20 protein-coding genes and 1 pseudogene are annotated in these 22,532 nt (G+C 61.8%); 8 read left to right on the forward strand and 13 right to left on the reverse strand.

Annotated features, from left to right (window positions below; genetic code table 11):
- Positions 1–188 precede the first annotated feature (188 nt).
- Together LG385_RS01180 and LG385_RS01185 are read left to right on the forward strand one after the other, a co-directional pair.
- A complete protein-coding gene (locus LG385_RS01180) occupies positions 189–869 on the forward strand; it encodes a Fe2+-dependent dioxygenase (RefSeq protein ID WP_225771802.1) in 681 nt (226 codons plus the stop codon).
- Positions 866–1,618: a tetratricopeptide repeat protein gene (locus LG385_RS01185; protein ID WP_225771804.1), complete on the forward strand. Its 753-nt coding sequence runs from the start codon at positions 866–868 to the stop codon at positions 1,616–1,618. Before LG385_RS01180 ends, LG385_RS01185 begins: the two co-directional genes overlap by 4 nt.
- On the opposite strand, the gene LG385_RS01190 is transcribed toward LG385_RS01185, so the two are convergent.
- The gene (locus LG385_RS01190) at positions 1,615–2,778 is read right to left on the reverse strand and encodes a type III PLP-dependent enzyme (protein WP_181115551.1); all 1,164 of its coding nucleotides are present in this window, start codon (positions 2,776–2,778) and stop codon (positions 1,615–1,617) included. The two genes, LG385_RS01185 and LG385_RS01190, sit on opposite strands and share 4 nt — an antisense overlap.
- A gap of 483 nt (positions 2,779–3,261) precedes the next feature.
- On the opposite strand from LG385_RS01190, the gene LG385_RS01195 reads away from it, so the two are divergent.
- Positions 3,262–3,825, forward strand: a complete 564-nt coding sequence (locus LG385_RS01195; protein WP_225771806.1) for a hypothetical protein — start codon at positions 3,262–3,264, stop codon at positions 3,823–3,825.
- A 45-nt stretch (positions 3,826–3,870) separates the two neighbouring features.
- Here the strand turns inward: LG385_RS01195 and LG385_RS01200 are convergent, their stop codons facing one another.
- From LG385_RS01200 to LG385_RS01215, 4 genes are read right to left on the reverse strand one after another with little or no spacing between them, the layout of a single operon-like run.
- Positions 3,871–5,028 (reverse strand): betaine/proline/choline family ABC transporter ATP-binding protein, encoded by a 1,158-nt coding sequence (locus LG385_RS01200; RefSeq protein WP_225771808.1) that lies wholly within the window; start codon positions 5,026–5,028, stop codon positions 3,871–3,873.
- Positions 5,025–5,678, reverse strand: coding sequence for an ABC transporter permease (locus tag LG385_RS01205; protein WP_225771811.1), 654 nt, complete (start codon positions 5,676–5,678; stop codon positions 5,025–5,027). The genes LG385_RS01200 and LG385_RS01205 overlap by 4 nt, the downstream gene beginning before the upstream one ends.
- The gene (locus tag LG385_RS01210; RefSeq protein ID WP_225771812.1) at positions 5,675–6,583 is read right to left on the reverse strand and encodes a glycine betaine ABC transporter substrate-binding protein; all 909 of its coding nucleotides are present in this window, start codon (positions 6,581–6,583) and stop codon (positions 5,675–5,677) included. Before LG385_RS01210 ends, LG385_RS01205 begins: the two co-directional genes overlap by 4 nt.
- Before the next feature lie 15 nt (positions 6,584–6,598).
- A complete protein-coding gene (locus tag LG385_RS01215) occupies positions 6,599–7,318 on the reverse strand; it encodes an ABC transporter permease (protein WP_225771814.1) in 720 nt (239 codons plus the stop codon).
- Positions 7,319–7,640: 322 nt separating this feature from the next.
- Here LG385_RS01215 and LG385_RS01220 point away from each other — a divergent pair, with 322 nt between their 5' ends.
- Together LG385_RS01220 and LG385_RS01225 are read left to right on the forward strand one after the other, a co-directional pair.
- Positions 7,641–9,224 carry a peptide chain release factor 3 gene (locus LG385_RS01220; RefSeq protein ID WP_225771816.1) on the forward strand — a complete coding sequence of 528 codons (1,584 nt, stop codon included), beginning with the start codon at positions 7,641–7,643 and terminating at the stop codon, positions 9,222–9,224.
- A gap of 55 nt (positions 9,225–9,279) precedes the next feature.
- Positions 9,280–9,606 carry an EthD family reductase gene (locus LG385_RS01225; protein ID WP_225771818.1) on the forward strand — a complete coding sequence of 109 codons (327 nt, stop codon included), beginning with the start codon at positions 9,280–9,282 and terminating at the stop codon, positions 9,604–9,606.
- A 116-nt stretch (positions 9,607–9,722) separates the two neighbouring features.
- Here the strand turns inward: LG385_RS01225 and LG385_RS01230 are convergent, their stop codons facing one another.
- Positions 9,723–10,700, reverse strand: coding sequence for an SDR family NAD(P)-dependent oxidoreductase (locus LG385_RS01230; protein WP_225771820.1), 978 nt, complete (start codon positions 10,698–10,700; stop codon positions 9,723–9,725).
- 471 nt (positions 10,701–11,171) lie between these two features.
- Between LG385_RS01230 and LG385_RS25590 the strand changes: the two are divergent.
- The 3 genes and pseudogenes from LG385_RS25590 to LG385_RS01240 all read left to right on the forward strand — a co-directional run.
- Positions 11,172–12,116, forward strand: a pseudogene (locus tag LG385_RS25590) (cache domain-containing protein); the annotation flags it as partial.
- A 126-nt stretch (positions 12,117–12,242) separates the two neighbouring features.
- Entirely contained in the window at positions 12,243–12,971 is a 729-nt protein-coding gene (locus tag LG385_RS25595) for a methyl-accepting chemotaxis protein (protein ID WP_413247348.1), read from the forward strand.
- Positions 12,972–13,194: 223 nt separating this feature from the next.
- Positions 13,195–14,133, forward strand: coding sequence for a hypothetical protein (locus LG385_RS01240; RefSeq protein ID WP_225771824.1), 939 nt, complete (start codon positions 13,195–13,197; stop codon positions 14,131–14,133).
- Positions 14,134–14,301: 168 nt separating this feature from the next.
- On the opposite strand, the gene LG385_RS01245 is transcribed toward LG385_RS01240, so the two are convergent.
- The 7 genes from LG385_RS01245 to LG385_RS01275 all read right to left on the reverse strand — a co-directional run bounded on the left by LG385_RS01245 (position 14,302) and on the right by LG385_RS01275 (position 22,333).
- Positions 14,302–15,147 (reverse strand): MBL fold metallo-hydrolase, encoded by an 846-nt coding sequence (locus LG385_RS01245; RefSeq protein WP_225771826.1) that lies wholly within the window; start codon positions 15,145–15,147, stop codon positions 14,302–14,304.
- 117 nt (positions 15,148–15,264) lie between these two features.
- Positions 15,265–16,239, reverse strand: coding sequence for a peptide ABC transporter ATP-binding protein (locus LG385_RS01250; protein ID WP_181115521.1), 975 nt, complete (start codon positions 16,237–16,239; stop codon positions 15,265–15,267).
- The gene (locus tag LG385_RS01255; RefSeq protein WP_181115519.1) at positions 16,239–17,207 is read right to left on the reverse strand and encodes an ABC transporter ATP-binding protein; all 969 of its coding nucleotides are present in this window, start codon (positions 17,205–17,207) and stop codon (positions 16,239–16,241) included. The genes LG385_RS01250 and LG385_RS01255 overlap by 1 nt, the downstream gene beginning before the upstream one ends.
- Before the next feature lie 10 nt (positions 17,208–17,217).
- A complete protein-coding gene (locus LG385_RS01260; protein WP_225771828.1) occupies positions 17,218–18,129 on the reverse strand; it encodes an ABC transporter permease subunit in 912 nt (303 codons plus the stop codon).
- 10 nt (positions 18,130–18,139) lie between these two features.
- Positions 18,140–19,150: an ABC transporter permease subunit gene (locus LG385_RS01265; RefSeq protein WP_181115515.1), complete on the reverse strand. Its 1,011-nt coding sequence runs from the start codon at positions 19,148–19,150 to the stop codon at positions 18,140–18,142.
- Between the two features lie 105 nt (positions 19,151–19,255).
- Positions 19,256–20,851, reverse strand: a complete 1,596-nt coding sequence (locus LG385_RS01270; RefSeq protein WP_225771830.1) for an ABC transporter substrate-binding protein — start codon at positions 20,849–20,851, stop codon at positions 19,256–19,258.
- 75 nt (positions 20,852–20,926) lie between these two features.
- A complete protein-coding gene (locus LG385_RS01275; protein WP_225771832.1) occupies positions 20,927–22,333 on the reverse strand; it encodes an OprD family porin in 1,407 nt (468 codons plus the stop codon).
- Between the last annotated feature and the right edge of the window lie 199 nt (positions 22,334–22,532).

The raw sequence follows: 22,532 nt of genomic DNA on the forward strand, positions 1-22,532 counted from the left end.
GGGTCTTGAGGCGGCGGAGGATAGGTCAAATGATTATTTGTAACAATTGAGAAACGATATTGTTTGTCAAAAATTTACATTCTTTACATTTTGAGCAGAAACCTCCGAAACGCTTCACCCTGCGAGACCGCTTGCGGTTGTGAACTGGGAATCAATATCATTGCGCCCTGTTCGTACGAGGCGTCGCCATGCTGATCCAGATCCCTGCCGTTTTTGCCCCGGATGAGGTCGCCCGCATCCGCGAGGCGCTTGCCGCCACCGATTGGGCGGATGGCAAGCTCACGGCCGGGTACCAGTCTGCCAAGGCCAAGCACAACCTTCAGTTGCCCGAAGACCATCCATTGTCGCGGGAGATAGGCGCCGCCTTGCTGGAACGGCTGTGGGCCCATCCGCTGTTCCTGTCCGCGGCGTTGCCCCACAAGATTTTCCCGCCGCTGATCAACTGTTACCGAGATGGCGGCAGTTTCGGTTTCCACATTGATAACGCCGTGCGCCAGCCGCGAGGCGGTGGCGAGCGCCTGCGTACCGACCTGTCCTCCACGTTGTTTTTAAGCGACCCCGCCGACTACGACGGCGGCGAGCTGGAAATACAGGACACCTTCGGTACCCAAGCCATCAAGCTGGCGGCCGGGGACATGCTGTTGTATCCCGGTACCAGTTTGCACAAGGTTCGGCCGGTGACCCGAGGCGCGCGCTATGCGGCGTTCTTCTGGACGCAAAGCCTGGTGCGCGAAGATGCCCAGCGGGCATTGCTGTTCGAGATGGACGGCGCAATCCAGTCCCTGACCGCCGACGTGCCGGACCATCCCGCGTTGCTTCGGCTCACTGGCAGCTATCACAACCTGCTGCGCCGCTGGGTGGACGTGTGAGCGGCTGGACGCTTCGCCGCGAAAACACCCTCGATGCCGCGCAGTTGAAAGACCAGTTAGCGGATACACCTGCCCGGGCGGCACAGGCCATCCTGGCTGCGGCGAGTGCGGGTGCCGTGGAAGCGCAAGCGCTATTGGGGCAGATCCTGCTAGACGGCCGTGGCATCGAGCGTGACCCCGCCCTGGCGCTGCGTTGGTTCCAGATCGCCGCCGATGCTGGACACCTGATGGCCATGAACATGTTGGGGCGCTGCTATGAGCACGGCTGGGGCTGCGAGCCAAACCTGACCCGGGCGGCAGCGGGGTACCGCGCCTGTGCTGAAAAAGGGCTGGATTGGGGGCTTTATAACCTCGCCAACCTGCTGGCCACCGGGCGCGGTGTGCTTAAAGACGAAGCCGCCGCCGTGGCGTGTTACCGCCGCGCGGCCGAGCTAGGGCATGCCAAGTCCATGAACCTGTATGGCCGGTATCTTGAAGAAGGGGATGCACTGCCTCGGGACGTTGCAGCCGCCCATCGCTGGTATCAGCGTTCGGCCGAGCATGGGGATTTTCGCGGGCAGTTCAGCCATGCCGGTGTGCTGATCTCCCAAGGCAGGCTGGAAGAGGGGATGGCCTGGCTGGAAAAGGCCCGCCTCGGTGGTCACGAACGGTTTCGCCGCACAGCCGCCGAAGCGTTGGCCCAGGCGCGCCAGCCGGAAATCCGGGCGTTGGCGGCGCGCTGGGCCGAAGCTGCTGCGAGCGAAGCTTAGAGGTAGTAGGACTTCAGCGGCGGGAAGCCATTGAATTCCACGGCGCTGTAGCTGGTGGTGTAGGCACCAGTGGACAGCCAGTACAAGCGGTCGCCGCTGGCCAGGTTCAGCGGCAGGCCGTACTTGTAATGCTCGTACATGATGTCGGCGCTGTCGCAGGTTGGCCCGGCGATCACCACTTCTTCCACTTCGCCCTTTTTCTCCACCCAGATCGGGAACTTGATGGATTCGTCGGTGGTTTCGATCAGGCCCGAGAACTTGCCCACGTCCGTGTACACCCAACGCTCCACCGCGGTACGCGACTTGCGGGCCACCAGCACCACTTCGCTCACCAGGATACCGGCGTTGGCAATCAGCGAACGGCCCGGCTCCAGAATGATTTCCGGCAGGTCATCGCCGAAGTCTTCCTTGAGGAAGCGAATGATTTCCTCGGCATAGGTTTCCAGGCTGTTGGTGCGGGTGATGTAGTTGGCCGGGAAGCCACCGCCCATGTTGATCAGCTTGAGTTCGATGCCGTCTTCTTCTTTCAGGCGCTCGAAAATCACTTTTACCTTGGCGATCGCGGCATCCCATACGCTGATGTCACGTTGCTGCGAGCCTACATGGAACGACACGCCATAAGGCACCAGGCCCAGGTCGCGCGCGAGGATCAACAGGTCCATCGCCATGTCGGTCTGGCAGCCGAACTTGCGCGAGAGTGGCCAGTCCGCCGTGGTGGAGCCTTCGGTCAGGATGCGTACGTACACTTTCGAGCCCGGCGCGGCCTTGGCGATATTGCGCAGGTCGGCTTCAGAGTCGGTGGCATACAGGCGCACGCCCTTCTCGTAGAAGTAGCGAATGTCCTTGGCTTTCTTGATGGTATTGCCGTAGCTGATGCGCTCCGGGCCCACGCCGCGGCCCATCACCTTGTCCAGCTCGTAGATCGAGGCGATGTCGAAGCTCGAGCCCTTGTCGCGCAGCAGGTCGATGATCTCCACGGCCGGGTTGGCCTTGACCGCGTAGTACACCTTGGCGAATTCGAAACCCGCGCGCAGGTCGTCGTAAGCCTGGCTGATGATCTGGGTATCGATCAGTACGAACGGGGTTTCCTGAGTGTCGGCGAAGGCCTTCATTTTCTGGAAGGTTTCGCGAGGGTAGTAATCTTCAACGTTGATCGACATGGAGACTCCTCGGGGGAAGCGTGAATGAAAGTGGCTGTACTGAACGCCCTCCGTATCCCCACTTTGGTTCGCCTACTTCCCAAGGCATGTCGCCGAAAGCAAAAAGGTCACCCCTGGAAGCGGCTGAGCCTGGCCTTGTGTGGCCTGCGCTCGCCGGCTTCCGAAATAAGGAAGTGACCTTGCTGTCTCGTCGTCAGTACTTGAGCCGGATGGATCGTTTCCAGCATGGACGTTCGGCGCGCACTGTAGGGCGTAAGGGAAGTGAGATCAACTGAAAATGTCGCGTTTAAATAAATTCAACGCCGCATTTAAATAAATTAAACAGCTCTGAGGCTTTGTTGTTACGACTGCGATCACAAGAGGGTGTTCTTGGTATCCGACCCAAGCGCCCTTTCCTACACCCAGGGGTGGCTTACCAGTCTTCGAGCAGTGACGCGGCGGCGTGCAGACTTTGCGGCTCCACACATACAAGGAGGTTTTCCTGTGTTTATCAAAGACCCGAGCCGTTCATTCATTGCCACTGTTGCCACGCAAGCCTTGGGCAACCCTGGCTGGTGGGATTGCCGCGATGTGCAGATCGTCGGCGAGAAGGTCGCCTATACGGCCGTTCCCTGGCTTACCGTGCTGGATGCCCCGGGAGCCGAGCCCGCCAAGTTTCGTTTCGACTATTACCGGGACCCGGACACCGGCAAATGGGGTTACGAGGTGCTGTCTTGGGATTTCCTGCATGGAAGGGGCTTCGCATCCCTGGGTGTCAAGTTCGGCCTGAGCGTCAACAACTATGTGGGGCTTTACCCGGCCTCCCGTGAAGTCGGCGGACTGTGGAAACTGTTTGGTGCCGACGGCCACGGGTTCGATCAGGTACCGGCACTTGGGCCCCTTTCTGGCATGCACCTGCGCTCGCCGCGCAAACGAATGCTCGGCGCTCATGGCTGTGTTGCGGTAGGTGACCATTGGCTAAGCTATGTGGTCGATGACAGCGGCGTGCCGATGGACTTGACCCTGGATGTGGTGCTGGTGGGTGAGGAACCGATCGACGATCACTAGTGCGCTCAACAAGGTCGCCCGGCCCGCCCGGGCGACCTCACAGCCTCACCCTACCGCCTGCTCCGCCGGCGACACGATGGAAGTCTTCATCCTGCGCGAACGCCCGGAGCTGAGGTAGGCGGCAATGGACTCTTGCGTGACCTCGCCCTGGAACACCTGCTCGGCGTTCATTACCGGCAACCACGAGCGGTTGAACTCGTACATGCGCGACAGCAGGATGCGACAGTTCTCCTCGGAAGCCGCCGTGGCCGTGAACGGGCGCAGGAAGCTTTCGCACTGCCCTTGCTGGCGGTGCAAGTCGCGGCGGCGCACGTAACCCAGGCCGCGGTTCTGCGCGTCGGTGACCACCACGTAGCGGCGATCGTGTTCGTCCATCAGCTCCAGGGCGTCGGCCACCGGGGTATCCGGGCTTACGGATGGCGCGTTGTCGGCCGCTTCTTCGGCCTTCACCAACAGCAAGCGCTTGAGGGTGCTGTCCTGGCCCACAAAGTTGCTGACGAAATCGTCCACCGGGTGGGCGAGCAGGGTGTCGGGGTGGTCCAGCTGCAACAGCTTGCCCGCGCGGAATATCGCGATCTTGTCGCCCAGCTTCAACGCTTCGTCGATGTCGTGGCTGACCATGATCACGGTCTTGTTCAGGGCCCGCTGCATCTCGAAGAATTCGTTCTGGATCATCTCGCGGTTGATCGGGTCCACGGCGCCGAAGGGCTCATCCATCAGCAGCAGGGGCGCATCCGCCGCCAAGGCACGAATTACCCCGATGCGCTGCTGCTGGCCGCCAGACAGTTCGCGCGGGTAGCGGCTCAGGTACTGCTTGGGCTCGAGCTTGATCATGCTCATCAGCTCCCGGGCACGCTCGCGGCAGCGGTCCTTGTCCCAGCCCAGCAGGCGCGGTACCACGGTAATGTTCTCTTCGATGGTCATGTTCGGGAACAGGCCGATCTGCTGGATCACATAGCCGATCTTGCGGCGCAGTGTCACTTCATCCAGCGAGCTGGTGTCCTCGCCATTGATCAGCACTTTCCCGGAGGTGGGCTCGATCAGCCGGTTGATCATCTTCAAGGTGGTGCTTTTGCCGCAACCGGAGGGGCCCAGGAATACGCAGATCTCGCCCTCGTTCACGGTCAGGCTCACGGCGTCCACGGCGCGTACGTCCTTGCCGTTGCTGTTGAACGTCTTGGTCAGGTTCTGGAGTTCGATCATTTGAGCAATCCTTTTGGTGTCAGCGAGCGTTGCAGCCATTGCAGGAAGAGGTCGGCGACGATGGCGAGCAGGCTCACCAATACCGCGCCCACGACCAGCATCGACATGTCGCTGCGGCTGATGGAAGTCAGGATAAGTACCCCGAGGCCGCCGGCCCCGATGGTGGCGGCGATGGTCATTACGCCGATGTTCATCACTACGGCGGTACGCACCCCGGCCAGGATCACCGGTACCGCAATTGGCAGTTCCACCATGCGCAAACGCTGGCCGAAGGTCATGCCGATGCCCTTGGCCGCTTCTCGGATGCCAGGCTCCACGCTGGTAAGCGCCAGGTAGGTATTGCGCAGGATCGGCAGCAGTGAATAAAGGAACACGGCGGTGATCGCTGGCAGCGGGCCGAGGCCTTGGCCGAACTTCGAATAAAACGGCAACAGCAGGCCGAAGAGGGCGATGGACGGGATGGTCAGCAACACCGTGGCGGCCGCCTGTAGCGGGCCAGCCAGTACGGGGAAGCGCGTCATCAGGATACCCAGCGGTACGCCGATCAGGATGGCCAGGCTTACGGCTATCCCTACAAGCATCACGTGCTGGCCGGTGAGGTGCAGCACCTGCTGCCAGTCGATGTGCTGGAAGGTCGCGAGCATGTTCATTTCGCCTCCTTCAGTTCAGGGTGCTGGGCGAGGAACGCATCGGCCACCGCGCCGGGGTTTTCATGGTCCACGTCCACGCGCGCGTTCAACTGGCGCATGGTGGCGTTGTCCAGCAGTTCGGCCAGCGGCTTGAGCAGCGTTGCCAGCTGCGGGTACTGGTCCAGCACGGCCTTGCGCACCACGGGCGCGGCGGTGTAGTCGGGGAAGTAATGGCGGTCGTCTTCCAGCACTTTCAGCTTGAAGGCATCCAGCCGTCCATCGGTGGTGTACACCAGGCCGGTGAACACCTGGCCGTTGCGCAGGGCGGTGTACACCAGGCCGGCATCCATCTGGCGAATGTCGCGGCGGTCGAACGCCAGGCCGTAGGCCTGGGTAAGGCCCACCAGCCCGTCCGGGCGGTTGGCGAACTCGGTGTCCAGTGCAAGCACGTGGTCCTCGTCCTTCTCGCGGTTCACCAGCTCGTTCAGCTGGCTGATGGTGTTCACTTCGGGGTAGCGCTGGGCAACCTTGTCGGGGAACGCCAGGGCGTAGGTGTTGTTGAACTTCGAGGGCGCCAGCCACACCAGGCCCTTTTGCGCGTCCAATGCTTTTACACGCGCATAGGTAGCGTTGCTGTCGAGCTTTTCGTTGACGTGGTTATAGGACACCAGCGACACCCCGGTGTATTCCCACAGCAGGTCGAGCTGCCCGCTTTCCTGGGCGCTGCGGGCGATATTGCTGCCCAGGCCGCCGGTGATTTCAGTACGGAAGCCCTTGGTGGCCAGGTACTTGGAAGTGAGCGTGGCCAGTACGGTCTGCTCGGTAAATACCCGTGCGCCGATGCGCAGCAGGGGTTGTTCGTCCGCCGCCTGGGCAATGCCCGAGAACAGCAGGGCTGCCGCCAGCAGCCAGCCTGATTTGGTCATGTACGTGTCCTTGTGTCAGCGGGCAGGGGCGAGGCCGCGTTCCAGCCAGGTACGGCTGATCACCAGCACCAGGCCATCGAGCACCAGTGCCAGCAGCGCGGTACAGGCCGCGCCCAGCACCAGCTGAGGCTGATTGTTCAGCGCAATGCCAGGGAATATCAGGCTGCCGAGGCTGTTGGCGCCGATCAGGAACGACAACGGCGCGGTGCCCACATTGAGCGCCAGCGCTACCCGTACCCCACCGATGATGATCGGCACGGCGTTGGGCAGCTCCACTTGCCACAGCACCTGGCGTGGGGTCATGCCGATACCGGTGGCGGCTTCCTTCAGCGAGCCGGGAACGTTCTTCAGGCCTTCATAGGTGTTACGCACGATGGGCAGCAGCGAGGCAAGGAACAGCGCCAGAATGGCCGGGCCGCTGCCAATGCCGAGAATGCCAAGGGCAATGGCGAGCACAGCGAGAGGCGGGACGGTATTGCCGATGTTGAACACTTGCATGAAGCGTTCGGCGTGCCTGGCCATGGCCGGCCGGCTGAGCAGTACACCCGCGGGAATGCCGATCAACAGAGCGGCGAACATGGACACCAGCACAAGCACCAGGTGGGCTTGCAGGTAGAACAGCAGGTCTTGCTGGTAATGCAGCACGGTTTCAACGCCGATCCAGTGGATCAGCAGGGCCAGGACGGCGAGCACAGCGGCGCACCCTACCAGGCCCGTTCCATAGCGTGTGGCCATAGAAACTCCTGTTTATCGGTCTGCGCCAACACGCTCGGCGATGCCCGGGGAGGGATGCGTTCGGGTGTTGGCGCGAAGTGTGGTTCGGGCCTGGGCGGCAAGCGCCTGGCGAACCCTGAGCACGACCCCGTCAGGTCGCGAATTGCCAATATTGCTGCCGCGCAAGCGAAGCGGTTACGGGGCAATGGACGGCTCCAGTGTTTTAAAGGTTCCCATACACAGGCTGGTGTGGGAACCCCGAATGTTGCTGGACGGTTCAGCGCAGGCCCGGTTCTGGGCTATAATCCGTACCCTTTTTTGTTTAGCTCCCGGGCGATTTTCCATGACCCAGCAGGCCGCCGAAGTCGCGAAGCGCCGTACCTTCGCAATCATTTCCCACCCCGACGCCGGTAAAACCACCATCACTGAAAAGCTGTTGCTGATGGGCAAGGCAATCGCGGTGGCCGGTACGGTCAAGTCGCGCAAATCGGACCGCCACGCCACGTCCGACTGGATGGAAATGGAGAAGCAGCGCGGCATCTCCATCACCACGTCCGTGATGCAGTTCCCCTACCGCGATCACATGATCAACCTGCTCGACACCCCGGGCCACGAAGACTTCTCCGAAGACACTTACCGCACCCTCACCGCGGTGGACTCGGCGCTGATGGTGCTCGACGGCGGTAAAGGGGTAGAGCCGCGCACCATCGCCCTGATGGACGTATGTCGCCTGCGTGACACGCCCATCGTGAGCTTTATCAACAAGCTGGACCGCGACATCCGCGACCCGATCGAGCTGCTGGACGAGATCGAGGCGGTATTGAAAATCAAGGCCGCGCCCATCACCTGGCCAATCGGTTGCTACCGGGATTTCAAGGGCGTGTATCACCTCGAAGGCGATTACATCATCGTCTACACCCCTGGCCACGGCCATGAGCGTACCGAAGTGAAAATCATCGAGAAGCTGGATTCGGACGAAGCCCGCGCCCACCTCGGTGACGAATACGATCGGTTCATCGAGCAGCTGGAGCTGGTGCAGGGCGCCTGCCATCCGTTCGACCAGGACGAGTTCATGAATGGCCAGCTCACGCCGGTCTTCTTCGGTACCGCCCTGGGCAACTTCGGTGTGGACCACGTGCTGGACGCGGTCGTGAACTGGGCACCGCGCCCGTTGGCTCGTGTAGCGCACGAGCGTACCGTGGAGCCTGTCGAAGAGAAGTTCACCGGCTTTGTGTTCAAGATCCAGGCGAACATGGACCCCAAACACCGCGACCGTATCGCCTTCATGCGCATCTGCTCGGGCCGCTACGACCAGGGCATGAAGATGCGCCATGTGCGCACCGGCAAGGACATGCGCATCGGCGACGCGCTTACGTTCTTCTCCTCCGAGCGTGAGCAACTGGTAGAAGCCTTCGCGGGCGACATCATCGGGTTGCACAACCACGGCACCATCCAGATCGGCGACACCTTCACCGAAGGCGAAAGCCTTGGCTTTACCGGTATTCCGCACTTCGCTCCGGAGCTGTTCCGCCGCGTGCGCCTGAAGGACCCGCTCAAGTCCAAGCAACTGCGCCAGGGCCTGCAGCAATTGGCCGAGGAGGGCGCCACCCAGGTGTTTTTCCCTCAGCGCAGTAACGACATCATCCTCGGCGCGGTAGGCGTGCTGCAGTTCGACGTAGTGGCCAGCCGCCTCAAGGAAGAATACAAGGTGGAATGCGCCTACGAGCCGATCACCGTGTGGTCGGCCCGCTGGATCGCCTGCGACGACAAGAAGAAGCTCGAGGAATTCGAGGTCAAGGCCATGGAAAACCTGGCCATCGACGGCGGCGGTCACCTGACTTACCTGGCCCCTACGCGGGTGAACCTGTCGGTCATGGAAGAGCGCTGGCCGGACGTGAAATTCCGCGCCACCCGCGAGCACCATTGATTCATCACCAATAGCGCTTATGCTTGGGCCTTTCTCAATGACGAAGGGCCCTCGCATGATCAAGGTTTCCGTTCTCTACCCCAACGCCAACGGCGCCACGTTCGATCACGATTACTACCTGAACAAGCACATGGCCCTGGTGTGCGAACGCCTCGGCCCCAGCCTGCTCTCGTACAGCGTGGATAAAGGCGTGGTGGGTGACGAAGCTGGCACCCCGCCGTTGTACGTGACCCAATGCAACCTGTATTTCGAATCCATGGCCAGCCTGGCCACGGTGATGGGCGCCCATGGCGGCGAGCTGAACGACGACGTGCCCAACTTCACCAACATCACCCCGGTGACACAGGTGAGTGAAGTGTTGGTGGACACCCGGGGGGCATAAGCCTGGCCCCTGTGCGATAGGCCACCCCGCCCGCGACAATGAAGCTGCCCAGCATCAGGAACATCCACGATGCTGGCGCGGCGCCGAGCACCTAGCTACACGCCGTGTGGGTGAGATTAACCGCGGCTGCCCTGTATGCCCTGTCCTGCGTCTACCGGCTCATGCACGCTACCTGAAGTCGCAGGCGCCGGCGGATGCATTTCGATCTCGCCTTTTTCCGTAAAGATCCCGGTGAGCCGCTCGTTGATACTCGGCGCCACGCGGTGCCCCCAGTACGCCAGCTTTGCCTTGTATCCCACCCGGATCTCTTTGATGGGTTCGAGGCAGGCACGAATGATCGCGTTCACTACTTTCTCTGGGCCATCCATGGTTGGCATTCGAGCCTCATGGCCGGTGTAGTTGCCGGCATGCTCCCACAAGGGGGTATCCAGCGCCCAAGGCATCACGGTGCAGACATGAATGTCGCGGCCCTGGGTGAGGCGCAGCTCTTCATTGAGTACCCGGCCCAGCATCAGCACACCGGCCTTGGAGGGCGAATAGGCGCCTTGGTACGCATGGGGGATTTCACTGTCCACCGAGCCAACGTTGATCAAGGTGCCATGCCCTTGGGCGCGGAAGTGCTTCATCGCAAGGTAGCTGCCGATCACCTGGCCCTTGAGGTTGATGTCCAGCAAACGCAGATGGTCTTCGAGAGGGATGTCTTCAAACCGCCCTACGGTGACCACACCTGCGTTGTTGATCCAGCCGTCGATATTCCCGAATCGTTCAATAGCCTGCTCGCAGAGGTGCTGCATCTGTGCGGTATCGCTGACATCGGTCGCCACGGCGAGGGCTGTACCGCCTGCACGCTGGATCTCGGCCGCCAGGCTTTCCAAGGCGTCCAGCCGGCGCGCGGCAAGCACCACATTCGCGCCGCTTCGGCCAAGCTCCAGCGCAGCGCCGCGGCCTACGCCGCTGGAAGCCCCGGTGACGACGAACGTTCTGCCGGCGAGCCTGGCTTTGTCAGCAGGCCGGGGTGGGCGGGTGGTACGGCCGGAAAGCAGAACGGCGGCAGCCGGGAGGGCGAGCAACAGGGGCCAGGCACGCAAGGACATGGGTTTGATCTCTCATGACGGGGGCTATGCATCCTGACCGGCTCGGTTGGGTCGAGTTGTACGGCACGGCGCGATGGGCGACAGGCGGCGGGAGGGCTGGTAGCCCCGTGCTATATCTTCACGCGGCAGGCCACGGCGTTGCTCCCTTTTGGCGCCTCGCTTGTTTCTTTCGCGTGAATTCCTTGGTCTCGCTTGCCTTCATGCCTCGTCAACTGGGCGTTACAGCAGCTGCTGACCAAAATGCGGCGCTGTGGCGCGCTCTTTGCTGAATAGTAATGCTGACTGCGCGGTCATGTTTTCCGCGCGAGCAAAAGCTATAAAGGTCCTGTCATGCAGCTTTGGCGCAAAAGTATTCAGTCCCAATTAACGCTGAGCATGGGCGCTGCCCTGGTGATCAGCAGTTTTATCATCATCGCCATCTACGCCGTTGCGGTGAACCGGCTAACCGACCGCTACTTGCTTCAGCAAGCCATGCCTGCCAGCGTCACGGCGATCCGCAATGATCTGGAGCGCCTGCTGGCGGCGCCGATGACCGCCGCTACGGACATTGCGGACAACACTTTGGTCAGCGAATGGCTTGGCGACGGCGAAGACCCTGCACAGCAGGCCGCCTTCATCCGCTACTTGAGCAAGGTGCAGGCGCGTCATAACGCACTCACTACGTTCATCGTCGCAAGAGAGAGCGGCCATTACTTCACTGACAAAGGCCCGGACCGTACGCTTGCCCGGGGGCCGGCCGAGAACAATTGGTTCTACGGTTTTATCGACAGTGGCAAAGAGCGTTCGCTGGACATCGATATCGACCAAACTACGAAAGTGCCCACCCTGTTCATCAATCAGCGGATCGAGCACAACGGCACTGTTGTAGGCGTCGCCGGTCTGGGCTTCAGCATGACGGCATTGTCGGACATGATCCGCAACTTCCGTTTCGGCAACCAGGGCCGGGTGTATCTCGTGGGGCCGGACGGCAAGGTGAAAGTACACCCTGACGCTCAACTGAACGACGTGGCCACGCTGGCGCAGCTGTCAGGCGCAAGCGCTGCTCAGCACATGTTGGCCCCAAGCAGTTCGGAAAAGGATGCCCTGCGCTTCGATCGTGACGGGGAAACCTGGCTGGCCGTCGCCCAACCTGTGACTTCGCTGGGGTGGACGCTTGTCAGCGAAATTCCGTTGGCGGAAGTTTACGGGCCTGCCCGGGACGCCCTCACACTGATCAGCTTGATCAGCCTCGCGGTGGTGTTGTGTTTTCTCGGTTTTGTAGCCTGGATCGCCCGCGGCATCGTGCGGCCCATTCGCCAAGTGACCGCAGCGCTGGTGGATATTGGCGGTGGCCAGGGCGACCTCAGCCGCCGGCTGGATGATCACCGCGAAAATGAACTCGGCGACCTTGCCCGTGGGTTCAACCGGTTTATTGAAAGCTTGCGACAGTTGATCGGCGACGCACTCAACACGAGCGAGCAATTGCGCCATAGCGTGAAAGATGTGGCGCTGGTGGTAGATAGCACCTCAACGCGCGCCGCGCGCCAGCAGGAAATGACCGACATGGTTGCCACCGCTGTGCACGAAATGGGCCTGACCGTGCAAGAGATTGCCCGCAACGCCGCCGGGGCGGCCGGCGTATCGCGCAACACACGTGACGAAGCCGTTTCCGCCCGAGGTGTGGTGAGCGATTCGATCATCAATATTGAGCACATGTCTGATGGCATCGGCGCGGCCGCCGGCGCGGTGGAACAACTGGCCACGCAGATCGCCACGGTGGATCAGGTGCTGGCCACCATCCGGAGCATTTCCGAACAAACCAACCTGTTGGCGCTGAACGCCGCCATCGAGGCGGCGAGGGCGGGGGAGATGGGCCGCGGCTTCGCCGTGGTTGCCGATGAAGTTCGAACGTTGGCGGGCCGAACCCAAAGCGCGACGGGGGAGATCCAGACGATGATGAGCCAACTCAAATCCGGCGCCGAGCAGGCCGTGGCGTCCATGCGCTCTGGCCAGGCTGCCACAGGCACCGGGGTGGCCTCGAGCCGGCGCACTGGCGAATCATTGGACCAGATCGCCGGTTACGTCGAAGCCTTGGCCGATCGCAATCAGCAGGTAGCTGCTGCCACCGAGGAGCAAAGCAGCGTAACCGAAGAGATCAATCGCAACGTGCAGGGCATCGCGGACCTCGCTCAATCTACCTCTCGGGACGTACAGGCGTGTTATCAGGACTGCCAGGAACTTATCCGATACGCGGAGCACCTTGCCTCGCAGATGGCGCGTTTCAAACTGTGAAGTTCCAATAATCCGGCCAGCACATCATGTCAAAATGCCTTTTTCCCATGTTGCAGAACACCATGGGAAAAGGGGCAACATCCCGCATTTTGCATGATCAACAAATCTCCTTTTGCCGGTAAACCGCTGTTTTTGTTAGCAGGCCCTTATTTGAGGCGCTGGCACGCCCACTGCATTCGCCTTGAGTGACGGACTTATTGCTAACTAAAAAAGGCCTCACTAAATGATCACTTCTGCCGAATATCCATCTGCCGTTTCTGACGGCCCCAACCGCTCGGGAGTCTCCTGGGCAGCCATCTTCGCGGGCGCCGCAGGTGCCGCAGCGTTGACATTGATCCTGGTAGTCGCGGGCGCGGGGTTGGGCTTCGCTGCAACATCACCATGGGCGAACGAGGGGGCCAGCGCGAAAACACTGGGTATTTCCAGCATTCTGTGGCTGCTGGTCACGGCTATCCTCGCTTCTGGGCTGGGCGGCTACCTGGCCGGCCGGTTGCGTGTGAAGTGGGCCAACCTGCATGGGGACGAAGTGTATTTCCGCGATACCGCCCATGGTTTCCTGTCATGGGCCGTCGCCACGCTGGTGACCACGGCGATGATCGTAGGCACTGCCGGTAATATTGCCGGGGCGGGCGCGCAGGCCGGCGCGAGTATGGCATCCGGTGCTGCAACCATGGTAGGAAGCGCCGCTGGTGGCGCAGCTGCCAATGCAAACGGTGGCAACCCGATGGATTACTTCACCGACACCCTGTTCCGTAGCAACGGGCCGGCTTCGGTCAGTGACGATGCTGCAAACGGCGTTGCCGGGCGGATCTTCTCCAAGGCTTTGTCGGGTGACGGCACGCTGAACGCCGATGACCGTACCTACCTGGCGCAACTGGTAGCCCAGCGCACCCGCCTGAGCCAGCCGGAAGCCGAAGCCCGTGTTGACCAGGTGTATGCACAGGTACGCAAAGCGGCAGACGACGCCAAGCTCAAGGCTCAGCAAGCTGCCGATGCTGCTGCCAAGGCCGCCGCCTGGGCTTCCCTGTGGACCTTCATCACCCTGCTGTGTGGTGCCTTCGCTGCCAGCCTGGCGGCACTGTTCGGTGGCCGTCAACGCGATCAGGCCCGCTGGATTGAAGAACGTCACGCTACCCAAACCACCACCGTTCCCGTTCGCTAAGCCAACGGACCGACCAACGAAGGAGAAACATCATGCGCTCCCTACTGCTGTGGTTCCTGGGCATCCCGATCCCGATCATCATTCTGATTGCGCTGTTCGTCCATTGACGCAAATGCGCTGACAAAAGAACGCCGCAATCCTCGATTGCGGCGTTCTTGTTTTGGCGAGCTATGAACGCGCGGGGTTCGCCGCTTGCGCGCGCTCGAGTTCCAGCGCGTCATGGCTGCAGAACATGCGCACCTGCTGATCCGTAGCCAGGGACAGCGCCCGCAAGCGGTTCTGGTTATCAACCCGCTGTTTGTGGTCGTATTCCATCATGCGCTGATAGAAGCGCAGCCCGGGCGTGCATTCCCGCCGATGGTTGCCTATTTCGCCCCGGTAGAAGTACGCATCGCCAGCATGCAGCAGCCAACCCTCCCCGGTGCGTACGGCCACGCCTGCGTGGCCTGGGGTGTGGCCTGCCAGCGGCACCAACAAGATATCGTGGCTGTTGGCGCCTATGAGGGTGCGCACCGCGTCGAAACCATTCCAGCGTTCACCTTGAGGCTGATAGAAAGCCCAGTCGGTCACGCCGGCCCACTGCTTTTCGCGAAACCTGCGGGTGTCGCGCCAGCCTGCCGCCGAACGCGCCGCGTCCATTTCCGTTTGCATCACGTGCACCCGGGCATTGGGGAAGTCTTCAAGGCCACCGGCGTGGTCGAAGTCCAGGTGGGTTAGCACGATATGCCGCACATCCTGGGGATCGAAGCCCAGTTGGCGCACCTGCGCGAGCGCGGTGTAACGGTGCTCGAAACGGATGTTGTTGAAGTAGCGGAAGAAGGTGCTTAGGCGTGCCCCGGGACGGGCGACGTCGGCAGTACCGAAACCGGTATCGACCAGTACCAGGCCGTCCGTGTCGGTTTCGATCAACAGGCAGTGGCAGACCAGCCGGGCCGTAAGGCCACGGCTGAAGCCATCGAACAACGCCCCGCCGAGGGGGCACATGCAGCCGCAGTTAAGGTGATGAACGCGCATAGGGACCTCCGCACAGGGCTATACATCAGCGACTGTGCGGGGCAGGGTGTGATCCCTCAAGGCGATAAGCGGAGCCCGCATCCGGCCCTTCCGGTTGGGCCGGGCATAGCCAGGGAATCAAGCCTTCAGAAACTGCTCCGCATAGTGGCAAGCCACCTGGCGGGTGCCTACCGGGCGGAAGGCAGGCACGTCGGTTACGCATTTTTCCGTGGCATACGGGCAGCGTTTGTGGAACGCGCAGCCCGATGGCGGGTTGAGTGGGTTGGGCAGCTCGCCGGCGATCTTGATCCGGGGCTTGTCCGGGTTGGGCTTGATGGTCGGGGTGGCCGACAGCAGCGCCTGGGTGTAGGGGTGCAGCGGGTTATGGTACAGGTCCTCCTTGGGGCCCATTTCCGCTGGCCGGCCCAGGTACATCACCAGCACGTCATCCGCCACATGGCGCACTACCGCCAGGTTGTGGGAAATGAACACGTAGGCGGTCTGGTACTGCTGCTGCAGGTCCATGAACAGGTTCAGCACCTGTGCCTGGATGGACACGTCCAGCGCGGAGGTGGGTTCGTCCGCCACCAGTACCTTGGGTTGCAGCATCATGGCCCGCGCCAGGGCAATGCGCTGGCGCTGGCCGCCCGAGAACATATGCGGGTAGCGCTGATAGTGCTCAGGGCGCAGGCCCACCTGTTGCATCATCGCCTGCACTTTTTCGCGGCGCTCGGTGCGCGACAGGTTGGTGTTGATCAGCAGGGGCTCGGCCAGCTGGTCGCCGATCTTCTGCCGCGGGTTGAGCGAGGCATAAGGGCTCTGGAACACCATCTGCACGTCACGGCGCAATTGCTTGCGCTGTTCCTTGCTGGCACCCGCCACTTCCTGGCCGGCGATCTTCAGCGAACCCGAGCTGGGTTCTTCAATCAGCGTGAGCTGGCGGGCCAGGGTGGACTTGCCGCAGCCGGATTCGCCGACCACGGCCAGGGTTTTCCCGGCTTCCAGTTCGAACGACACGCCATTGAGCGCTTGCACGGTCGCGTGGGGCTTGAACACCCCTTGGGAAACGTCATAGTGGCGAGTGAGCTCGCGGGCGGTAAGTACGACGCTCATTACGCCACCTCCTGGTTACGCGGGTAGAAGCAGCGGGCCAGGCTCTGGGCTTTCTGATCCAGAGCAGGGCGCTGCTGACGGCAGTTTTCCTGAACATAGGGGCAGCGGGGCGACAGCAGGCAACCGTGTGGACGGTCGTAGCGGCCCGGCACGATACCCGGCAGCGTGGACAGCCGCTCGGCGCCTTCGCTGTGCTCTGGAATCGCCGCCAGCAGTGCTTCGCTGTAAGGGTGCGCGGGTGCGTCGAACAGCTGCGGCACATGGCCCACTTCCACTGCCTGGCCGGCATACATCACGCACACGCGCTGGGCGGTCTCAGCCACCACGGCCAGGTCGTGGGTGATCAGGATCAGGCCCATGTCCTGGTCCTTCTGCAGGGCCAGCAGCAGTTCCATGATCTGCGCCTGAATGGTCACGTCCAGCGCGGTAGTGGGTTCATCCGCGATCAACAGCTTGGGCTCGGCGGCAATGGCCATGGCGATCGCGACGCGCTGGCTCATGCCGCCCGAGAGCTGGTGCGGGTACGCGTCAAGGCGGCTGGCGGCGGCGGGGATCTCTACCTTTTGTAGCAGCTCCAGTGCGCGGGCGCGGGCGGCACGGCCCGACAGGCCAAGGTGCGCGCGCAGCACTTCCTCAATCTGGAAGCCCACGGTGTAGCTGGGGTTCAGGGCAGTCATCGGGTCCTGGAAGATCATCGCCAGGTCTTTGCCCACCACTTGCCGGCGCTGGCGCTTGCTCAGCTTGAGCATGTCATGGCCATCGAAGCGCAGCGCATCGGCGCTGACGATACCGGGCGCCTCTACCAGGCCCATCAGGGCCATCATGGTGACGGACTTGCCGGAGCCGGACTCGCCCACGATGGCCAGTACTTCACCACGGTCCACAGCCAGGTCCAGGCCATCGACCACAGGTACTGCATTGGCGTCGCCGAAGCGCACGCTCAGGTTCTTGATTTCGAGCAGTGACATGTTGGCGTCCTCAAATCGCGTTCTTGAGTTTCGGGTCCAGCGCATCGCGCAGGCCGTCGCCCATCAGGTTGATCGCCAGCACACTGAGCAGAATGGTCAGGCCAGGCAGGCTCACTACCCACCAGGCGCGCTCGATGTAGTCCCGCGCCGAGGCCAGCATGGTGCCCCACTCCGGGGTGGGCGGTTGAACGCCCAGGCCCAGGAAGCCCAGCGCGGCGGCGTCGAGAATGGCAGAGGAGAAGCTCAAGGTGGCCTGCACGATCAACGGTGCCAGGCAGTTGGGCAGCACGGTGATGAACATCAGCCGAGGCAGGCTGGCGCCGGCCAGCTTCGCTGCAGTGACGTAGTCACGGTTCAACTCGCCCATCACGGCGGCGCGGGTAAGGCGCACGTAAGAGGGGAGCGAGACCACCGCGATGGCAATCACGGTATTGATCAGGCCAGCACCCAGGATGGCCACGATGGCCACCGCCAGCAGCAGCGACGGCAGGGCCAGCATGATGTCCATCAGGCGCATGATCGAAGGCCCGAGGATGCGCGGGAAGAACCCGGCTACCAGCCCCATGAGAATGCCCGGGATCAGCGACATCACCACCGAAGACAGGCCGATCAGCAACGACAGCCGTGCGCCGTGGATCAACCGGGACAGCAGGTCGCGGCCCAGTTCATCGGTGCCCAGCAGGTATTGCATCTGGCCACCCTCGGACCAGGACGGCGGCGTAAGCAGCGCGTCGCGGAACTGCTCGCTGGGGTCAAACGGGGCGACCCAGGGCGCGAACAGGGCGCAGAACACCACTACGATCATGAACAGAAGGCCGGCGACCGCGCCCTTGTTGCGGGCGAAGGCCTTCCAGAACTCCTTGAGGGGAGAAGGGTAGAGCAGGCTTTGGTCAGCTGCCACGGGTTGAGCTTGGGTTGTCATGGTAGTGATCTCAGCGCTGGTGACGGATGCGTGGGTTGGCCAGGCCGTAGAGGATGTCCACCACGAAGTTGACCAGGATGATCAGGCAGGCAATCAACAGAATGCCGTTCTGCACCACGGGGTAGTCACGGGCGCCAATGGCTTCGATCAGCCACTTGCCGACGCCCGGCCAGGAAAAGATGGTTTCGGTCAGTACCGCGCCCGCGAGCAGCGTGCCCACTTGCAGCCCGAACACCGTGAGTACCGGGATCAAGGCGTTGCGCAGGCCGTGCACGAACACCACGCGCGTGGGCGAGAGGCCTTTGGCACGTGCGGTGCGAATGTAATCCTCGCGCAGTACTTCAAGCATTGAGGAGCGGGTCATGCGGGCGATCACCGCCAGCGGAATGGTGCCCAGTACGATCGCCGGCAGAATCAGGTGCCGAAGGGCATCCATCCAAGCGCCTTCGTCATCGGTGAACAGGGTGTCGATCAGCATGAAGCCGGTTTTCGGCGGAATGTCGTAGAGCAGGTCGATACGCCCCGACACTGGCGTCCAGCCCAGCGTGACCGAGAAGAACATGATCAGGATCAAGCCCCACCAGAAGATGGGCATCGAATAGCCGGCCAGGGAAATACCCATCACACCATGGTCGAACAAGGAGCCTCGTCGCAGCGCCGCGATCACACCGGCCAGCAGGCCGAGCACGCCGGCGAAGATCAGCGCGGCGATGGACAGCTCCAGGGTGGCAGGGAACAGCGAAGTGAATTCGCTCCACACGCTCTCCCGGGTACGCAACGACTGGCCCAGGTCACCGTGGGCGAGCTGGGCGATGTAGTTGCCGTATTGCACGTACAACGGCTTGTTCAGCCCCAGGCGTTCCATGGCCTGGGCGTGCATTTCGGGGTCGACCCGCCGTTCTCCCATCATCACTTCCACCGGGTCTCCGGGGATGAGGCGTATCAACGCGAACGTCAGTAGGGTGATGCCGAAGAAGGTAGGGATCAGTAATCCCACTCGGCGGGCAATAAAACTCAGCATTTCAGGGTCATACCTCGTCGGCCAGTACGGCCGAGGCGGGCAAAGGATGTCCCTGCCCGCCTCGGAGCCCGCCGCTGGCCAGGATGGGGCCGCGGCAGGTCGGTTTTACTTCACCTGGGTGGTGGCGAAGTTGTTATTGGTCATCGGGCTGATATGGAAGCCCTCGACAGTTTTACGCATCGCCACGAACAGCTTGGGGTAGGCCAGGCTGATCCACGGTTGGTCCTTGTGGAAGATCTCCTGGGCTTGCTCATAGAGCGCCGCCCGTTTGGCCGGTTCCGTCTCGGCCCGTGCCTGCGAAAGCAGGCTGTCGAACGCCTCGTTGCACCAGCGCGCGGCGTTTTCCCCGCTCTTGGCTGCGTCGCAGCTGAGGTTGGGGGTAACGAAATTGTCCGGGTCGCCGTTGTCGCCGGCCCAGCCATAGAAAGCAAGATCGTGCTCGCCAAGCTTGATGCGCTTGACCAGCTCGCCCCACTCAAGAATGCGGATATCCGCGTTCAGGCCTACCTTGGCCATGTCCGCCTGCAGCAACTGCGCGGCCAGCGCCGGGTTGGGGTTGGTCACCCCACCGCCGTTGCGCGTGAACACCGTGAAACGGGTGCCTTCAGGCACGCCAGCTTCCTTCAGCAAGGCCCGTGCCTTTTCAAGGTCGTGCGGGCGGTCGGCGATTCTAGAGTTGAAACCGAGCAACGTCGATGGGTAAGGCCCGGTACCGACCGTTGCGTTGCCCTCGCCGAACAACGTTTTGACCAGGTTGTTCTTGTCCAGCGCCAGGCCAATCGCCTCGCGCACCCGTACATCGCTGAGGTATTTGTGCGAGGTGTTCATGGCCAGGTAGCTGACCACCAGTGCCTCCAGCTCATCGACGCGCACGTTCGGGTCGGCCTTCAGGCCCTTCACGTCATCAGGCTTGGGGTACAGCGCTACCTGGCATTCGTTGGCCTTGAGCTTCTGCAGGCGAACGTTGCTGTCCACGGTAATCGCGAACACCAGTGGGTCTGCTGGCGGCTTGCCCTTGTAATAGTCCGGGTTGGCCTTATACCGGATTTGCGCGTCCTTGTTGTAGCGCGCAAGGATGAACGGTCCGGTGCCGATCGGCTTGGTGTTCAGGTCGTCGGTTTTGCCGGCCTTGAGCAATTGGTCGGCATATTCGGCCGAGTAGATCGACGCAAAGCCCATGGCCAGGTCCCGCAGGAACGGCGCCTCGGGGTGGTTGAGCTCGAACGTCACGGTATGGTCGTCGACCTTGCTCACGTTTTTGAGCAGGTCCTTGAAGCCCATGGCTTCGAAATACGGGAAGCCCATCGAGGATTTTTCATGCCACGGGTGCTTGGGGTCCAGCTGGCGCTGGAAGCTCCACACCACGTCGTCGGCGGTGAATTCGCGGCTGGGCTTGAAGTAATCGGTGGTGTGGAATTTCACGCCTTGGCGCAGGTGGAAGGTGTAGGTCTTGCCGTCTTCGGAGATATCCCAACGTTCCGCCAGGCCGGGCTCGATGTCCGTGCTGCCAGGGGTGAAGTCCACCAGGCGGTTGAATACCGTTTCCGACGACGCGTCAGCCGTGGTGGCCGCGGTGTATTGCACGATGTCGAACCCTTCGGGGCTGGCCTCGGTGCACACCACCAACGGTTTGGCGCTGGCCATCGCGGCCAGGCCGAACAAGGCGGCGCCGATGGCAACGCGCAAGGAATGGCTTTTCATGGAAGACCTCTCGCTATCAATGGCAGCGTAGCCGGGGCAGCGGATTCGTCGAACCCGCCGCCCTGGTTGCCGGGTTTACAGGATGTTGAATGGAACGGTGGTCACGATGCGCAGCTCGTTCAGGCTGCCGTCGGGCTGGAAGGTTTTGTTGGAATCGTCCTTGCTGCCACGGTGGATGGTGTAGGTGGCACGCACGGTGGTCGCTTTAAGCGGGCCGCTTTGCACGGCATAGGAGGTCCCCACGCCATATTCCTGGTGGTGTTCGCCGTCCATATAGTTCAGGTCACCGTAACCGGTGCTGCGATAGTGAGTGCCGTCGATGCCCCAGCCGCGAGCGCTGTATGCACTGAATTTCAAGCCAGGCACGCCGTACTTGGCCATGTCCACGCCGTAGGCGATCTGGAAGGATTTCTCGTTCGGGGCGTTGAAGTCCGACAGCAGGGAGTTGGCCAGGAAGATGCCGTTGGTTTCGTGCAGGTAATCGAAGTACTCGTTGCCGTTCACTTCCTGATAGGCCAGGGTCAGGCTGTGGGCACCGTGGGTGCCGGTGAAGCTCAGGCTGTAGGTGTCGTTGTCGATGCTGCCCAGCTTGCTGGAGCCTTCGTCCTTGGTTTTGTAGTAGTTCAGGCCAGTGGTAAGTGCAAATACGTCGGCATCACCCAGCTCGTGGGTCAGGCCCAGGTAGTACTGGTTCCACAGGTCTTTGGCCTGGGTGGCGTACAGGCTGGCTTCTACGCTCTTGAACGGCTTGTACACGGCACCAAAGGTGTTCACGTGGTCGGCGCTGACGGAACGGTCGCCGTATTCGCTCACGAACCTGGTGAGGCTTTGTTCGGTCCGTGGCGATACGCGGTCGAAGGTGCCAGCGTCGATGGCCAGGTTGTCGAACTCGGCGCTGTGCAGGCTGATCCCTTCGAAGCTTGAAGGCAGGGCACGGTTGCCGATGGTCGCGACCATGGGCGTGTTCATGCTCTGGCGGCCGGCGGTAAGGGTGGTGTTGGAGTAACGGGCTTTCAGGTTGCCCAGGCCCAGCTTGCTCCACTGGTCCACGGCCTCGCCGTTGTTTTCGGCCAGCGTGCGGTTGCTACCACCGACAATTTGCCCCTTGCCTTGCTCAAGGGCGACTTCGTTATAAAGGGCGCCTTCTACCGCAAAGCCCACGGCGCCTTGGGTAAAGCCCGAGGTGTAGTTGACGATAGTGCCTTGGGTCCAAGTCTTGCGGTCATTGGTCTTTTCGACCACGCCGTTGTTTTTCGGAACCGTGAACTGACCACCGTTGGTGTTCTTGAATTTTTCCTGGGCGAAGAAGTTACGGGTAGTGCCCGACAACGACTGGCCTTCAACGAAGCCAGTGGCTTCGCTTTGCGCGCTGGTGCTCTTCACGGTAAGCGGCACGAACTCCTGGCTGGCGGGTTCGGCGATGGCATAGGTGCTGAGGCTGCCGATGGCAATGGCCAGCAAGGTACGTTGGGTGGTTTTCATTAAGTGGTAGCTCCTGACTGCTTTTTTCCCCGGTAGCCGAAGCTCCGGGTATTTCTTTTGTGATTACGGTGAAGCGAAACCCGACGCTGTGCGGCGTTCGGGCATGGCGTTGCCGCCCCGTTCTGCACGAACAGGTTGGCGAACGGCCGAAACTACGTTCGGTCGTTGAACAGGGAAATGCGAAATATCCGAGAGTGTT

This window comes from Pseudomonas sp. Marseille-Q5115, assembly GCF_916618905.1.
Taxonomy (GTDB): Bacteria; Pseudomonadota; Gammaproteobacteria; order Pseudomonadales; family Pseudomonadaceae; genus Aquipseudomonas; species Aquipseudomonas japonica_A.

Excerpts from the sequence above, each read along its gene's own strand:
- LG385_RS25595 (WP_413247348.1), top strand. The coding sequence starts at position 12,243 with ATGGTTGCCACCGCTGTGCACGAAATGGGCCTGACCGTGCAAGAGATT.
- LG385_RS01275 (WP_225771832.1), bottom strand. The coding sequence starts at position 22,333 with ATGAAAACCACCCAACGTACCTTGCTGGCCATTGCCATCGGCAGCCTC.
- LG385_RS01200 (WP_225771808.1), bottom strand. The coding sequence starts at position 5,028 with ATGATCGAACTCCAGAACCTGACCAAGACGTTCAACAGCAACGGCAAG.
- LG385_RS01210 (WP_225771812.1), bottom strand. The coding sequence starts at position 6,583 with ATGACCAAATCAGGCTGGCTGCTGGCGGCAGCCCTGCTGTTCTCGGGC.
- LG385_RS01205 (WP_225771811.1), bottom strand. The coding sequence starts at position 5,678 with ATGAACATGCTCGCGACCTTCCAGCACATCGACTGGCAGCAGGTGCTG.
- LG385_RS01190 (WP_181115551.1), bottom strand. The coding sequence starts at position 2,778 with ATGTCGATCAACGTTGAAGATTACTACCCTCGCGAAACCTTCCAGAAA.
- LG385_RS01230 (WP_225771820.1), bottom strand. The coding sequence starts at position 10,700 with ATGTCCTTGCGTGCCTGGCCCCTGTTGCTCGCCCTCCCGGCTGCCGCC.
- LG385_RS01220 (WP_225771816.1), top strand. The coding sequence starts at position 7,641 with ATGACCCAGCAGGCCGCCGAAGTCGCGAAGCGCCGTACCTTCGCAATC.
- LG385_RS01255 (WP_181115519.1), bottom strand. The coding sequence starts at position 17,207 with ATGTCACTGCTCGAAATCAAGAACCTGAGCGTGCGCTTCGGCGACGCC.
- LG385_RS01250 (WP_181115521.1), bottom strand. The coding sequence starts at position 16,239 with ATGAGCGTCGTACTTACCGCCCGCGAGCTCACTCGCCACTATGACGTT.
- LG385_RS01180 (WP_225771802.1), top strand. The coding sequence starts at position 189 with ATGCTGATCCAGATCCCTGCCGTTTTTGCCCCGGATGAGGTCGCCCGC.
- LG385_RS01245 (WP_225771826.1), bottom strand. The coding sequence starts at position 15,147 with ATGCGCGTTCATCACCTTAACTGCGGCTGCATGTGCCCCCTCGGCGGG.
- LG385_RS01215 (WP_225771814.1), bottom strand. The coding sequence starts at position 7,318 with ATGGCCACACGCTATGGAACGGGCCTGGTAGGGTGCGCCGCTGTGCTC.
- LG385_RS01240 (WP_225771824.1), top strand. The coding sequence starts at position 13,195 with ATGATCACTTCTGCCGAATATCCATCTGCCGTTTCTGACGGCCCCAAC.
- LG385_RS01265 (WP_181115515.1), bottom strand. The coding sequence starts at position 19,150 with ATGCTGAGTTTTATTGCCCGCCGAGTGGGATTACTGATCCCTACCTTC.
- LG385_RS01225 (WP_225771818.1), top strand. The coding sequence starts at position 9,280 with ATGATCAAGGTTTCCGTTCTCTACCCCAACGCCAACGGCGCCACGTTC.
- LG385_RS01270 (WP_225771830.1), bottom strand. The coding sequence starts at position 20,851 with ATGAAAAGCCATTCCTTGCGCGTTGCCATCGGCGCCGCCTTGTTCGGC.
- LG385_RS01260 (WP_225771828.1), bottom strand. The coding sequence starts at position 18,129 with ATGACAACCCAAGCTCAACCCGTGGCAGCTGACCAAAGCCTGCTCTAC.